14 protein-coding genes are annotated in these 13,569 nt (G+C 62.9%); 13 read left to right on the top strand and 1 reads right to left on the bottom strand.

What is annotated here, in order from left to right; genetic code table 11:
* The first annotated feature begins 187 nt into the window (after nucleotides 1–187).
* The 9 genes from infC (at nucleotide 188) to CGZ66_RS07730 (ending at nucleotide 8,859) form a co-directional block, all read left to right on the top strand.
* Nucleotides 188–724, top strand: a complete 537-nt coding sequence (gene infC, locus CGZ66_RS07775; RefSeq protein WP_010912915.1) for a translation initiation factor IF-3 — start codon at nucleotides 188–190, stop codon at nucleotides 722–724.
* A gap of 266 nt (nucleotides 725–990) precedes the next feature.
* Nucleotides 991–1,617 carry a methyltransferase family protein gene (locus CGZ66_RS07770; protein WP_095083153.1) on the top strand — a complete coding sequence of 209 codons (627 nt, stop codon included), beginning with the start codon at nucleotides 991–993 and terminating at the stop codon, nucleotides 1,615–1,617.
* Between the two features lie 214 nt (nucleotides 1,618–1,831).
* Entirely contained in the window at nucleotides 1,832–2,035 is a 204-nt protein-coding gene (gene rpmI / locus CGZ66_RS07765) for a 50S ribosomal protein L35 (RefSeq protein ID WP_006201248.1), read from the top strand.
* Nucleotides 2,036–2,128: 93 nt separating this feature from the next.
* The gene (gene rplT, locus CGZ66_RS07760) at nucleotides 2,129–2,530 is read left to right on the top strand and encodes a 50S ribosomal protein L20 (RefSeq protein WP_006201247.1); all 402 of its coding nucleotides are present in this window, start codon (nucleotides 2,129–2,131) and stop codon (nucleotides 2,528–2,530) included.
* A gap of 96 nt (nucleotides 2,531–2,626) precedes the next feature.
* The gene (pheS, locus tag CGZ66_RS07755; protein ID WP_095083151.1) at nucleotides 2,627–3,712 is read left to right on the top strand and encodes a phenylalanine--tRNA ligase subunit alpha; all 1,086 of its coding nucleotides are present in this window, start codon (nucleotides 2,627–2,629) and stop codon (nucleotides 3,710–3,712) included.
* The gene (locus CGZ66_RS07750; RefSeq protein WP_095083149.1) at nucleotides 3,709–4,131 is read left to right on the top strand and encodes a GFA family protein; all 423 of its coding nucleotides are present in this window, start codon (nucleotides 3,709–3,711) and stop codon (nucleotides 4,129–4,131) included. The genes pheS and CGZ66_RS07750 overlap by 4 nt, the downstream gene beginning before the upstream one ends.
* Nucleotides 4,128–6,536: a phenylalanine--tRNA ligase subunit beta gene (pheT, locus tag CGZ66_RS07745; RefSeq protein WP_095083147.1), complete on the top strand. Its 2,409-nt coding sequence runs from the start codon at nucleotides 4,128–4,130 to the stop codon at nucleotides 6,534–6,536. Before CGZ66_RS07750 ends, pheT begins: the two co-directional genes overlap by 4 nt.
* A 39-nt stretch (nucleotides 6,537–6,575) precedes the next feature.
* A complete protein-coding gene (locus tag CGZ66_RS07740; RefSeq protein WP_095083145.1) occupies nucleotides 6,576–7,178 on the top strand; it encodes a nucleotidyltransferase family protein in 603 nt (200 codons plus the stop codon).
* Between the two features lie 310 nt (nucleotides 7,179–7,488).
* The gene (locus tag CGZ66_RS07730; RefSeq protein ID WP_095081263.1) at nucleotides 7,489–8,859 is read left to right on the top strand and encodes an IS1182 family transposase; all 1,371 of its coding nucleotides are present in this window, start codon (nucleotides 7,489–7,491) and stop codon (nucleotides 8,857–8,859) included.
* 173 nt (nucleotides 8,860–9,032) lie between these two features.
* Here CGZ66_RS07730 and CGZ66_RS07725 read toward each other — a convergent pair whose 3' ends face one another.
* Nucleotides 9,033–10,028 carry an aldo/keto reductase gene (locus CGZ66_RS07725; protein WP_095083141.1) on the bottom strand — a complete coding sequence of 332 codons (996 nt, stop codon included), beginning with the start codon at nucleotides 10,026–10,028 and terminating at the stop codon, nucleotides 9,033–9,035.
* 182 nt (nucleotides 10,029–10,210) lie between these two features.
* On the opposite strand from CGZ66_RS07725, the gene CGZ66_RS07720 reads away from it, so the two are divergent.
* From CGZ66_RS07720 to CGZ66_RS07705, 4 genes are all read left to right on the top strand, one after another.
* Nucleotides 10,211–11,101, top strand: coding sequence for a LysR family transcriptional regulator (locus CGZ66_RS07720; protein WP_095083139.1), 891 nt, complete (start codon nucleotides 10,211–10,213; stop codon nucleotides 11,099–11,101).
* A gap of 167 nt (nucleotides 11,102–11,268) precedes the next feature.
* A complete protein-coding gene (locus CGZ66_RS07715) occupies nucleotides 11,269–11,847 on the top strand; it encodes a cytochrome b (RefSeq protein WP_095083137.1) in 579 nt (192 codons plus the stop codon).
* A gap of 72 nt (nucleotides 11,848–11,919) precedes the next feature.
* On the top strand, nucleotides 11,920–12,495 hold the full coding sequence (locus CGZ66_RS07710) for a YceI family protein (protein ID WP_095083135.1): 576 nt from the start codon (nucleotides 11,920–11,922) through the stop codon (nucleotides 12,493–12,495).
* Nucleotides 12,496–12,573: 78 nt separating this feature from the next.
* Nucleotides 12,574–13,560, top strand: coding sequence for a Gfo/Idh/MocA family protein (locus CGZ66_RS07705; protein ID WP_095083133.1), 987 nt, complete (start codon nucleotides 12,574–12,576; stop codon nucleotides 13,558–13,560).
* Nucleotides 13,561–13,569 lie beyond the last annotated feature (9 nt).

Raw genomic sequence — 13,569 nt, 5'->3', positions numbered from 1 at the left:
TCTTGTGGCACAGCCAGTGGCGTGGCGAAAAGTGCTCGCGATGGTTCTTTGTTTGGTGCAGGGCAGTGATCAGGGTGATTTCCTGTCAATGCTGTGCTATTGACTTCGCCCGCGCGCTTACCACATTGGCGCGTCCACGCATCAATATCCGCAAACCCTGAACGAAACGGCCAAGGAGACCACGACCATTCGCAGACCTTTCAAAGCAGCGGCGCCGACCAAGGATGGCCCGCGCTCCAACCGTGACATCCGGGTTCCCCGGGTCCAGCTTATCGACGCCGAAGGCCAGAACCGCGGCGATGTTTCAATCAACGACGCATTGCTGCTCGCCGAAGAGGCTGGGCTCGATCTCGTCGAAATATCGCCCAATGCGGTGCCCCCCGTCGTAAAAATCCTCGATCTCGGCAAGTTGAAATACGCCAACCAGAAGAAGGCGGCCGAGGCGCGCAAGAACCAGAAGGTCATCGAGATCAAGGAGATCAAGATGCGCCCCAACATCGACAGCCATGACTACGAGACCAAGATGAAGGCGGTTCGCCGCTTCTTCGAGGAGGGCGACAAGGTCAAGCTGACTTTGCGTTTCCGTGGCCGCGAGATGGCGCATATGGAACTCGGCATGCAGCTTTTGAACAAGGTTCGCGAGGAAGTGGCGACCATTGCCAAGGTCGAAGCGGAACCGAAGCTCGAAGGCCGCCAGATGATGATGGTGCTGGCGCCGCGCTAGGGGTGCAGTGAGATTGTGGTCAGGCGCCGTTTGCAGGCCGGCATCACCTGAACGTCAACACATCGAGATCACGATGACGTCAGGCTTGGTCACCGCGCTCTAAATCCGCCTGAATTGTAGTACAGGGCGTCCCGGCGATCGGCGGGACGCCTGCTTCCTGGCCACAGCTGCGATCGCCGGCTCTGTTTTCATGTATGTCGTCCTCCCAAAACCGGGGCCACTTTTGGGCGACATGCATTAGGCTCCTCGACGATCGGAATCCTCCCTTGGACAAAGAACTCAAATACGGGCTGGGTAACTACCAGCGCACGCGCAGAATAGTGCTTGCCGTGCTCGTGGTCGTGTTGTTCGCCGCGCTGCTGTTTGGCCAATCGACCTTCCCGCCCGATACCGCGATGCATGAGACGATCGAGATGTTCGGCGTGCTGCTGATTTTTCTCGGCATCGTCGGCCGCCTTTGGTCGACGCTCTACATAGGCGGGCGCAAATCTTCCGAAGTTGTGACGGGCGGACCCTATTCGATGACCCGCAATCCGCTCTATGTGTTCTCGACCGTGGCCGCGGCCGGCGTCGGCGCGCAGATCGGTTCGTTCTCCGGCATCATTCTCTTTGCTGTCCTGTGCGCGGGTGCCTTCCATATCGTCATCCTGCGCGAGGAGAAATTCCTCAAGGAAGCGCTTGGTGCGCCCTATCAGGCCTATCTGGCGAGGGTGCCGCGCTTCTTTCCGAACCTTTCCCTTTACCAGGAGGGTGACACGGGCAGCTTCAAGCCGCGCCTGCTGTTGACCACGCTGCTCGATGGCCTGGTGTTCCTGATGGCGCTGCCGGCCTTCGAACTGATCGACGGCGCCCAGCAGTCGGGCATGCTGCCGGTCTGGTTTACACTTCCCTGATCGAGGGCCGAGCATTCCGCGAACGAGCGGCGCAGTGGGTGTTGCACAGCCGCCTGCTTTGACGTATAGGACCGCGTTCCAAAAAACCGCCCGGCAGGGCATGCCGTGGCGGTTTCATTTGCTTTTCGGGCTTTGGTCGGCCTGAAGCGAACAAAACAAGAGGTGCTGCGTGCCAGAGGCACGGACAGCGACCTCATAGAAACGGAGTAGCAAAATGCCCAAGATGAAGACCAAGTCCGCCGCCAAAAAGCGGTTCAAGATCACAGGTACGGGTAAAGTCCTGTCGGCTGCGGCCGGCAAGCGTCACGGCATGATCAAGCGTTCCAACAAGTTCATTCGAAATGCCCGCGGCACGATGGTTCTGGCTGAACCGGATGGCAAGAAGGTCATCAAGAATTTTCTGCCGAACGGCCTCTAAGGCATTCGGTCCGGACACGCATTTGTTTTACGCAATTCCGAACGGAAAACCGCTAGACACTTTTCCTGGAATTGCTTTTAAGGAGATCATGGCATGGCACGCGTAAAGAGAGGCGTCACCTCGCACGCCAAGCACAAGAAGGTCCTGAAAGCCGCCAAAGGCTTCTACGGCCGCCGCAAGAACACCATCCGCATCGCCAAGCAGGCGGTGGAAAAGTCGCTGCAGTACGCTTACCGCGACCGCAAGAACCGCAAGCGCTCGTTCCGCGCCCTGTGGATCCAACGCATCAACGCCGCGACCCACGAGCACGGCCTGACCTATGGCCGCTTCATCGACGGCCTCAACAAGGCCGGCATCGAGATCGATCGCAAGATCTTGTCGGACATGGCCATCCATGAGCCGCAGGCTTTCGCTGCACTCGTGGCCAAGGCCAAGGTTGCGCTCGAATATCTGAAGAACACCACGCCGAACGCTTTTGAAAGCGCTGTCGCCTAAGCCAGCGCTTCCCAAGCATTCGAAATTCTGATTTGGGGAACCCGCGCTGGCACGGCTGGCGCGGGTTTTTCTTATGCCTTTTATCGGGTCTGGAACATGAGTGACATGGAAACTCTCGAAAATTCCCTGATGGCTGATATCGCATCGGCCGCCGACGAGGCCTCGATCGAGGCGGTGCGCGTTTCGGCGCTGGGCAAGAAGGGCTCGGTTTCCGAGATGCTGAAGACGCTTGGCGCGATGAGCGCCGAGGAGCGCCAGCTCAAGGGCCCTGTTATCAACGGCCTCAAGAACCGCGTCACTGATGCGCTCTCGCTGCGTCGGGCCGAGCTGAAAGATGTGGCGATCACCGCCCGCCTGGCCGCCGAAAAGGTCGACGTGACGCTGCCCGTGCGGCAGTCGCCGGCCGAGCGCGGCCGCATCCATCCGATCAGCCAGGTCATCGACGAGATCGCGGCGATCTTCGGCGACCTCGGCTTCTCGATCGCCGAGGGCCCGGACATCGAGACCGACTATTACAATTTCACTGCGCTGAATTTCCCGGAAGGTCATCCGGCGCGCGAGATGCACGACACGTTCTTCTTCCAGCCGGACGAGAAGGGCGAGCGCAAGCTTTTGCGCACCCACACCTCGCCGGTGCAGATCCGCACCATGGAGACGAAGAAGCCGCCGATCCGCATCGTCATTCCGGGCAAGACCTACCGGCAGGATTCGGACGCCACCCACTCGCCGATGTTCCATCAGGTCGAGGGGCTGGTGATCGACAAGACGGCTAATGTCGCCAACATGAAGTGGGTGCTGGAGGAGTTCTGCAAGGCCTTCTTCGAAGTGCCCTCGGTCAAGATGCGGTTCCGGCCGTCCTTCTTCCCGTTCACCGAACCGAGCCTCGAGGTCGACATCCAGTGCGACCGTTCGCGGCCCGGCGAAGTGCGCTTCGGCGAAGGCTCCGACTGGATGGAGATCCTCGGCTGCGGCATGGTGCATCCCAATGTGCTGCGCCATGGCGGGCTCGACCCGGACGAATACCAGGGCTTTGCCTGGGGCATGGGCATCGACCGCATCGCCATGCTGAAATACGGCATGCCGGACCTGCGCGCCTTCTTCGATGCCGACGTGCGCTGGCTGTCGCATTACGGGTTCAGGCCGCTCGACATGCCGACGCTGTTCGGAGGCTTGAGCGCATGACAGCCGCCCACGCCGGCGGCTGCCGCTGCGGCGCCGTGCGGTTCGAGGCCTCGGCCGAACCGCACCACGTCAGCTATTGCCATTGCGGCGATTGCCGGCGGGCGAGCGGCGCGCCGGTATCGGCCTTTGTCGGCTTCCTGGTTGGTCAGGTGGCGTTCACCGGCAAGGCGCTGAAGATGTATGAGAACGGGCCGGTGACGCGCTCGTTCTGTGGCGTCTGCGGCTCGCCGATCGCCTATGTCGACGAGCGACTGGAGGACGTCATCTATTTCACGCTCGGCGCCATGGACATGCCGGCCGAATTCCCGCCGACGCTGCATGCCTATGTCAGCGAGCAGCTTCCCTTCCTGCATATGTCAGACGATCTGCCGAGACATCTGAAAACAAGCGTCAAAAGACCAGACGGAACAGTCCCATGAAATTCACCCTCTCCTGGCTCAAGGACCACCTCGAGACCGACGCCACGCTCGACGAGATCGTCGAGCGGCTGACCTCGATCGGCCTCGAAGTCGAGCATGTCGACGACAAGTCGAGCCTGAAACCGTTCGTCATCGCCAAGGTGCTGACGGCGGTGCAGCATCCCGATGCCGACCGGCTGCGCGTGCTCACTGTCGACACAGGCGACGGCAAGCCACCGGTGCAAGTCGTCTGCGGCGCGCCGAACGCCCGCGCGGGCCTGATCGGCGCCTTTGCCGCGCCCGGCGCCTATGTGCCCGGCATCGACGTGACGCTGACGGTCGGTAAGATCAGGGGCGTCGAAAGCCATGGCATGATGTGTTCGGAGCGCGAGTTGGAGCTTTCCGACGAGCACAACGGCATCATCGATCTGCCTGAAGATGCGCCTGTCGGCGCCAGCTTTGCTGCCTATGCGCATCTCGACGATCCGGTCATCGAGATCAACCTGACGCCCAACCGGCCGGACGCCACCAGCGTCTACGGCATCGCCAGGGACCTGGCGGCGAGCGGGCTTGGCACGTTGAAGAGCGCTGCGATCGACGCGATCCCGGGCAAGGGCGAGACGCCGGTCAAGGTCACGATCGAAGCACCAGAGCTCTGCCCTGGTTTCGCGCTGCGGCTGGTGCGTGGCGTCAAGAACGGCCCATCGCCGAAATGGCTGCAGCAGCGGTTGATCGCCATTGGGCTGCGTCCGATCAGTGCGCTGGTCGACATCACCAACTATGTCACCTTCGATCGCGGCCGGCCGCTGCATGTGTTCGACGCCAGGAAGGTCGCCGGCAATCTGACTGTGCGGCGGGCGCGCGATGGCGAAAAGGTGCAGGCACTCGACGGCCGCGAATACACGCTGACGCCGGAGATGTGCGTTATCGCTGACGAGGACGGCGTCGAGTCGATCGCCGGCATCATGGGCGGCGAGCATTCGGGCTGCGACGAAAACACGTCAGACGTGCTGATCGAATCGGCCCTTTGGGATCCGATCACCACTGCCCGCACCGGCCGCACGCTCGGCATCATCACCGACGCGCGCTACCGCTTCGAGCGCGGCGTCGACCCTGAATTCATGGTGCCCGGCGTCGAACTGGCGACCAGGCTGGTGCTCGATTTCTGCGGCGGCACGCCGACGGAGATCGAAGTGTCCGGCTATGCCGGCTACCAGCCGAGGATCGTCTCCTTCCCGCTGTCGGAAGTGAAGCGGTTGACCGGCATCGAGGTGCCAAGGGCGGAAAGCCTGGACATCCTGTCGCGCCTCGGCTTCGAACCGGAGGGCCCGGGCGATGTTGTCAACGTCGCCGTGCCTTCCTGGCGCCCCGATGTCAACGGCAAGGCCGACTTGGTCGAGGAAGTGATGCGCGTCCACGGTGTCGACAACATCGCGCCGCAGCCGCTTGGCGCGCATGACGCTGTCAATGCCAGGATCCTCACCACGCTGCAGGTCCGCACCCGCACGGCCAAGCGCGCGCTTGCCGTGCGCGGCATGATGGAGGCCATCACCTGGTCGTTCATTCCGGCCAGGCACGCCGAGCTGTTCGGCGGTGGCCAGACCGCGCTGAAGCTCGCCAACCCGATCGCCGCCGACATGTCCGACATGCGGCCGTCGCTGCTGCCGGGGCTGATCGCCGCTGCCCAGCGCAATGCCGACAGGGGCATCGGCGACGTCGCTTTGTTCGAAGTGTCGGGCACCTATGAGGGCGACGGCGCCGACCAGCAGCGGCGCGTTGCCGCCGGCGTCCGGCGCGGCACCGCCAGGCTCGACGGCTCCGGCCGCAACTGGGCCGGCAATTCAGGCGCCGTGGGCGTGTTCGACGCCAAGGCCGATGCGATCGCTGCGCTTGAAGCCTGCGGTGCGCCGGTCGAGCGATTGCAGGTCGAGGCCGGCGGTCCGGCCTGGTATCACCCCGGCCGTTCCGGCACGATCAAGCTCGGGCCGAAAACCGTGCTCGGCACCTTCGGCGAATTCCATCCCAAGACGCTGGAAGGGCTCGATGTCTCCGGGCCGCTCTGCGGCTTCGAAGTCTTTGTCGACGCCGTGCCCGAGCCGAAGGCCAAGCCAACCAAGACCAAGCCGAAGCTCGAACTGTCCGCCTTCCAGGCGGTCAAGCGCGATTTCGCTTTCGTCGTTGACAGGACGGTCGAGGCCGGCACGCTGGTGCGCGCGGCACTCGCCGCCGACAAGAAGCTGATCACCGCTGTCTCGGTCTTCGATATTTTCGAAGGTGCGTCACTCGGCGCGGCCAAGAAGTCGATCGCCATCGAGGTGTCGATCCAGCCGGTCGAAAAGACGCTGACCGACGAGGACTTCGAAGCCCTGGCCAAGCGCATCATCGAGAATGTCGGCAAGCAGACGGGTGGTGTGCTCAGGACTTGAGGGATTGCGGGCAAGAGGCGAATCGCCCTCCAAAGGGCGATGGACCATTTGCGCTATTCAGGGCTCCCGTTCGAAGCACAACGTGCGGCGTTTCTCGACATCGTGTCGAGAGATGCGTTGCTGAGTGACGCTTTGGCTCGGGCGCGGCGTCTTGCCTTGCCCGACTGGCTGCTGGTCTCCGGCGCGCTCTACAACACTGTCTGGAACGAGCTGACCGGCAAGCCATCGGGTTATGGCATCAGGGATGTCGACCTGTTCTATTTCGATGAGAGCGACCTCTCCTATGAGGCTGAGGATGGCGTGATCGCCGCTGCCGCTCCGGTCTTCGCCGGGCTGCCGCTGCCGGTCGAGGTGCGCAACCAGGCCCGCGTCCATCTCTGGTATCCCCTGAAGTTCGGACAGCCGTGCCCGCGCTACACGAGTTCCAGCGACTCGGTCCGCCACTTCGCCTCGAAGACCCACGCGGTCGGCGTCCGCTTCGACCCGGCGGGGCAGCTCGACCTCGTGGCGCCGTTTGACCTCGACGACATCTTCTCGTTTCGCATCACGCCGAACCGGGTGATGGACAACCAGAGGACGCATGAGGCCAAGGGGGTGCGTGCGAAGGCCTGCTGGCCGGAGATTGATGTCGTGCCGTGGTAGGCATGCAGAAGAATTAGATATCGCGGGACAGCACCCCCCTCACTGTCCTGCCGGACATCTCCCCCGCAAAGGGAGGAGATTGGATGTCACGCCGGTTTTCGCCAATCGCCAGCGTCGAGGAAAGGCGATAGCCGTGGAACTGCTGATCTCCCTCCTTGCGGGGGAGATGTCCGGCAGGACAGAGGGGGGTGTTTCGCGCCAACGTCTCACAACCTTTGCGTCGCGCGGCGCTCAAAAAAGAGGCGCCGAAGGCGCCCCAGACTGCTGACAAACCCCTGGCTTTTGCTGGGGGTTTTTGATTCACTGGGTCATGTTGAAGCGACCCGCCCCCGAACAGACCGCGCTTGAGATGGTAACGTTGGATCAGCTTGTTCCGGCTGATCATCTGTTGCGCAAGATCGAGCGCGCGATCGACTTTTCGTTCATCCACGATCTGACCGCGCCGCTGTACTGCGCCGACAATGGCCGGCCGCCGCTCGACCCGACCTTGATGTTCAAGGCGCTGTTCATCGGCTACCTGTTTGGGGTTCGCTCGGAACGCCAGTTGGTGCGCGAGATCGAGGTCAACGTCGCCTATCGCTGGTTCCTGCGGCTGAAGCTGACGGACAAGGTGTTCGACGCCTCGACGCTGTCGCAGAACCGACGCCGGCGCTATCAGGATGAGACCATCGCGCAGGGTATCTTCGACAGGATCGTCGAGCAGGCGATCCGGCATGGGCTTGTCGACGGCACAGTGCTCTACACCGACAGTACGCATCTGAAGGCCAGCGCCAACAAGAACCGCTTCGACCTTGCGGTGGTGGCCAAGTCGCGCGCCGACTACTGGGAAGCGCTGGACGCCGCGATCGAGGAGGACCGGGTCCAACATGGCAAGAAGCCGTTGAAGGAGAAGGAACGCCAGCCCGCCGAGAAGCAGACCAAGGTGTCGCGTACCGACCCCGACAGCGGCTACATGGTGCGCGACGGCAAGCCGAAGGGCTTCTTCTATCTCGACCACCGCACGGTGGACGCCGCCCATGCCATCATCACCGACACCCATGCCACGCCGGCCAACGTGCATGACTCGATCGTCTATCTCTCACGCCTCGACCGACAGCGCCAACGCTTCGGCTTCCAAGTGGGGGCGGTTGGGCTCGATGCGGGATACGCAACCGCTGGCATCGCCAAGGGATTGGAGGACCGCGACATCCTCGGCGTCACCGGCTATCGCAATCCAACACCACCCAAGCCCGGCATGATGAGGAAAACCGCCTTCGCTTATGAGCCGGATCTGGATGGCTATCGCTGCCCACAGGGCCAGCTTCTCAGCTACGCCACCACCGATCGCAACGGCTACCGCCAATACAAGAGCGACCCGGCCATTTGCCAAACCTGCCCGCTGCTGGCCTCCTGCACGACCAACGCCGCCGCGACACGCACCATCACCCGCCATGTCTGGCAAGATGCGCGAGAGCGCATCGACGCCAATCGCCTCACCGGCTGGGGCAAGCTTATCTACCGCCGCCGCAAGGAGACCGTCGAGCGCTCCTTCGCGGACGCCAAGCAACTGCATGGCCACCGCTACGCCCGCTTCCGAAGTCACGTTCGCGTCGCCTGCCAGTGCCTGATTGCAGCCGCCGCCCAGAACATCAAGAAAATCGCCCTTTGCCTGTGGCCAAAGCCAAAACCAGGCATCGCCTGAGGCCAGCGAACCACGGGTCCCCGTCCTGCAACCTCCTGTCAAATTGTCCTGACAACGAAATCGCTAACCCGTTCAGTCGCATAAAACAAAACCCCGCCTAAAATAGACGGGGTTTGTCAGCAGTCTGAAGGCGCCGAAGGCGCCCCTTTCGAGTTATCCGGCATAACCAGTTCTTACCCACTCACCAGCGCCAGCAACTCCTCGGTGTAGCGCTTGCCGACGACCTTATCCGGCGACATCGCATCGCCGATGGTTTGCACCTCGGCCGCGCTCAGCTCGATCGCGGCGGCCGCCGTGTTCTGTTCCAGATGGCGGATTTTCCGCGCGCCGGGGATCGGCACGATGAAATCGCCCTGGTCCAGCACCCAGGCGAGCGCCAGCTGCGCCGAGGTCACGCCCTTTTCAGCCGCCATTTTCTCCAGCGTGGCGATGACAGCGGCGTTGGCGGCCATGGCGTCGGCCTGGAAGCGCGGCAAGCCACGGCGCCAGTCGTCGTCGCTCAAAGCCTCGGGCTTGGCGATGGTGCCGGTCAACAGGCCACGGCCGAGCGGGCTGTAGGGAACGAAGCCGATGCCGAGTTCGCGGCAGACGGCGAGCACCTCGTCTTCCGGGTCACGGCTCCACAGCGAGTATTCGCTTTGCACGGCCGATATCGGATGCACGGCATGCGCCCGGCGGATGGTTGCCGCACTCGCCTCCGACAGGCCGAGCGCCCGCACTTTGCCTTCGCGCACCAGTTCGGCCATGGCGCCGACCGTGTCCTCGATCGGCACGTTGGGATCGACGCGATGCTGGTAGTAGAGGTCGATGACATCGGTGCCGAGCCGCTTGAGCGACGCCTCGGCGACGGCCTTGACGTGCTCGGGACGGCTGTCGACGCCGGCCATGCGATCGATGCCTATGCCTTCCTCCAGGATCTTGAAGCCGAACTTGGTGGCGATGGTCACCTTGTCCCGCACCGCCTTCAGCGCCTTGCCAAGCAGGATCTCATTCTCGTAGGGGCCGTAGACTTCCGCCGTATCGAAGAAGTTGACGCCGATCTCGATGGCACGGTGCAACGTGGCGATCGCCTCGGCCTCCGGCTGGCCGCCATAGACAAAACTCATGCCCATGCAGCCGAGGCCGACGGGATACACGTTCAATTCAGTTCCTAGCTTGCGGGTTTGCATCACGCGTCTCCTTGTTGCGATGCTTAAAGCGTCGACAACGCGCTTTAAGTTTTAAGTCTTAAGCATGTCGTTGCCCCCAAAACCGCTGCGCACTTTTGGGCGACATGCATGGGGAGATAGCATCTTGCTTTGTGTTCGATAATGGTCTCTCATTTGCACGGGCTGTTCCAAGAAATAGATCAATGAACCGAGCGCATCTCTCCCAACTGGCCGTGCTGGCAACCGTTGCCCAATGCGGCAGCTTTCGCGGTGCGGCCAGGGAATTGGCCATCGCGCCATCGGCGGTCAGCCATGCGGTCTCTAGCCTCGAGGCACGACTGGGCGTTCGTCTTCTGGCCCGCAGCACCCGCAGCGTCGCCCCGACCGAGGAGGGCGCGCAACTGCTTGAACGGTTGCGGCCGGCACTTTCCGAGATCGACCTTGCACTGGAGACGGCGGTCGAGGCGCGCGACCGACCGGCCGGCAATCTTCGGCTTAGCGTACCGCGCACCGCCGCCCATCTGGTGTTGACGCCACGGCTCGCTGCGTTCGCGGCGGTCTATCCCGACATCGTGCTGGAGATCGTCATCGAGGATCGTTTCACCGATGTCGTCGAAGGTGGTTTCGACGCAGGTGTGCGGCTTGGCGAGAGCTTGCAACGCGACATGATCGCGGTGCGCATCGGGCCGGACATTCGCGGCGCAGTTGTCGGCGCGCCGTCCTATTTCGCGACCATGCCGAGACCGCATCATCCGCGCGAGCTTGCCGATCATCGCTGCATCCGCTTTCGCTTCTCCAGCGGCATCCTCTACCGATGGGAGTTCGAGAAGGACGGCGAGGCGATCGAGATGGCCGTGCAGGGACCGCTTGTCCTCGATGAGGACCATCTGATCGCTCAAACGGCCGTCGACGGTGCCGGGCTCGCCTTTGTCTTCGAGGATTATTTCGCCACGCCGCTCGCCGACGGCCGACTGATCCGCGTGCTGGAGGACTGGTGCCCGCCTTTCGACGGGTTCTTCGTCTACTATCCCAGCCGCCGCCAGATGCGGCCGGCGCTGCGCGCCTTCGTCGATTTCTTCAAGGTGAGCGGATAAACTCACCCGCCCCCTTTTGGGGAGGGTCGCGCTGCAAATGCCGCAAGGCGGCTTTGCGAAGCAGGGTGGGGGTCTCGTAGGGCGCACCCCGTCTCGCAATCTCCGCTTCGAGCAAGGGGGAGGGTGAAGCGAAGGAAGAAAGTCGCCCCGGCATTCGTTCACGTCCCATGCAGGCATCGATTACCAACAGCACGACCCGGTATGGCTGGGGTGCGATCATTCTTCACTGGCTTATAGCGCTGATCTTCATCGGCCAGTTCGGGCTCGGCTTCATCATGGTGCGGCTGACCAGCCAGCGCACTGCCTTCGAACTGATCCAGCTGCACAAATCCTTCGGCTTTCTGCTGCTCGGACTGGTGATCCTGCGCATCGCCTGGCGCTTCGGCAATGCGGCGCCGGCGCTGCCGGGCACGGTCGGAACCTTGGAGCGGCGGGCCGCGCCACTCGCTCACATTGCGCTCTACGCGTTTCAACTGGCCCTGCCCTTGTCCGGCTGGGCGCTGGTGTCGGTGTCGATGCTGGAGATCCCCAGCCTGCCGTTCAACCTTTTCCTCATGCCGAACCTGCCGCTGGCCGAATCGGATGCGGCCGAAAGCTTCTGGACGTCAGCGCATTGGTATCTCGCCTATGCCGGCATGGCCCTGGTCGTGCTGCATGTCGCGGCGGCGCTGCGTCATCATTTCCAGCTCAGGGATGGCGTGCTCACGCGCATGATCACGCCTTCGTCAGAGGACAGTGCGGAATAGAGCGGCCGGGTCATTCGTTAATTGGGTGAGGGCGCGCAGGAAATGCGCTGCCTACAACAAGGAAACACTTCAATGTACACGCGTATCCTCGGATTTGCGGCGGTCGCCGTTTGCCTTGCCATGCCGGCTTCAGCGGCAATCGCGCTTGGTGATGCCGCCGGCAGCTACGCGATCAGCCCGGCCAACTCCTCGATCCGCTTTTCCATCGGCAAGGTCGGTGGCGGCGGCCTCGATGGCGCGTTCGGCCGCTTCAAAGGCTCGATCCGCATCGACAACAGCGACGTCGCCCGCTCGCAGGTTAATTTCACCATATTTCCCGAAAGCGTCGGCACCGGCCAGGGCCGCATCGATGCCTTCCTGCGCTCGGACGCGGTGTTCGATGCCGCCGACAGCCCTGAGATCCAGTTCCGCTCGACCAGCGTGACCCGCACCAGCGACACCACGGCGCTCGTCAGCGGCCGCCTGACGGCGCGCGGCAAGACGTTTCCGGAAGCGTTCACGGCCCAGCTTGGCGACCTCAAGGCCGGCACGATAAAATTCCATGTCACCGGCAAGGTGCTCAGGTCACGCTACGGCATGGATGTCGGCACGCCGATCTATTCCAACATCGTCGACTTCGACATGACGCTGACGGGCAAACGGAGCTGATCCAGGCAGTCCTGGTCATTGGCTTTTCCTGAGATTTCGGGCAAACCTCGTCGCCTGCAATCGCTATGGAGAAGCCTGATGTTCCGATGGGGTGTGTTGTCGACGGCCAAAATCGGCCGCGAGCAGTTGTTGCCGGCAATGGTCGACGCGGAGAACGGCGTTCTGTCGGCAATCGCCAGCCGCGACCTGTCGAAGGCCAAGGCCCTGGCCGAGCGCTTCGGCGCGCGCCATGCCTTCGGCTCCTATGAGGACCTGCTCGCCTCCAGCGAGGTCGACGGCGTCTACATCCCGCTGCCGACCTCCCAACACGTCGAATGGGCGGCCAAGGCGATCGAGGCCGGCAAGCACGTGCTGGTCGAAAAGCCGCTGGCGCTCGACGCCAAGGACATCCTGCCGCTGATCAAGCTGCGCGATGCCAAGAAGGTGCTGGTTTGCGAGGCCTTCATGGTCATCTACCACCCGCAATGGATCAAGGTGCGCGATCTCATCGCCAGCGGCGCCATCGGCCGCCTGCGCCACGTCCAGGGCGCCTTCTCCTATTACAATGTCGACCCCGACAACATGCGCAACAAGCTCGATCTGGGCGGCGGCGCGCTGCCCGACATCGGCGTCTACCCGACCGTCTCGACGCGCTTTTCCACCGGCAAGGAGCCGCTCCGCGTCCAGGCGACGATCGAGCGCGACAAGACATTCGGCACCGACATCTATTCCTCGATCCGCGCCGATTTCGGCGACTTCGAGCTGTCCTTCTACCTGTCGACGCAGATGGCGGCGCGCCAGGTCATGGTGTTCCATGGCGAGAAGGGGCTCATCGAGGTGTTTTCGCCCTTCAACGCCGGACTCTACGACCATCACCGCGTCGAACTGCACAACCAGAACCACACGGAGGCGCAGGTATTCCGCTTTCCCGGCACCCAGCAGTACCGGCTGGAGGTCGAGACCTTCGCGCGGGCCGCACAGGGCGGCAAGGAGCGGGTCTTCACGCTGGAAGAATCCGTGCTCAACCAGAAGGTCATCGACGCCATCTTCCGCGCTGGCGGCAAGGAAGGTTGGGAAGCCGTCTAGCCAGCCCCT

Source organism: Mesorhizobium sophorae, assembly GCF_002270415.1.
In the GTDB taxonomy this organism is placed as follows: Bacteria; Pseudomonadota; Alphaproteobacteria; order Rhizobiales; family Rhizobiaceae; genus Mesorhizobium; species Mesorhizobium sophorae.
Note: the sequence above shows the minus strand (reverse complement) of the source record. Positions and strands in the feature narration are given on the sequence as shown.

Coding starts and splice junctions, on each gene's coding strand:
- CGZ66_RS07720 (WP_095083139.1), top strand. CDS start 10,211: ATGAACCGAGCGCATCTCTCCCAACTGGCCGTGCTGGCAACCGTTGCC.
- rplT (WP_006201247.1), top strand. CDS start 2,129: ATGGCACGCGTAAAGAGAGGCGTCACCTCGCACGCCAAGCACAAGAAG.
- CGZ66_RS07715 (WP_095083137.1), top strand. CDS start 11,269: ATGCAGGCATCGATTACCAACAGCACGACCCGGTATGGCTGGGGTGCG.
- pheS (WP_095083151.1), top strand. CDS start 2,627: ATGAGTGACATGGAAACTCTCGAAAATTCCCTGATGGCTGATATCGCA.
- CGZ66_RS07740 (WP_095083145.1), top strand. CDS start 6,576: ATGGACCATTTGCGCTATTCAGGGCTCCCGTTCGAAGCACAACGTGCG.
- CGZ66_RS07710 (WP_095083135.1), top strand. CDS start 11,920: ATGTACACGCGTATCCTCGGATTTGCGGCGGTCGCCGTTTGCCTTGCC.
- CGZ66_RS07730 (WP_095081263.1), top strand. CDS start 7,489: ATGTTGAAGCGACCCGCCCCCGAACAGACCGCGCTTGAGATGGTAACG.
- CGZ66_RS07750 (WP_095083149.1), top strand. CDS start 3,709: ATGACAGCCGCCCACGCCGGCGGCTGCCGCTGCGGCGCCGTGCGGTTC.
- rpmI (WP_006201248.1), top strand. CDS start 1,832: ATGCCCAAGATGAAGACCAAGTCCGCCGCCAAAAAGCGGTTCAAGATC.
- CGZ66_RS07705 (WP_095083133.1), top strand. CDS start 12,574: ATGTTCCGATGGGGTGTGTTGTCGACGGCCAAAATCGGCCGCGAGCAG.
- CGZ66_RS07725 (WP_095083141.1), bottom strand. CDS start 10,028: ATGCAAACCCGCAAGCTAGGAACTGAATTGAACGTGTATCCCGTCGGC.
- pheT (WP_095083147.1), top strand. CDS start 4,128: ATGAAATTCACCCTCTCCTGGCTCAAGGACCACCTCGAGACCGACGCC.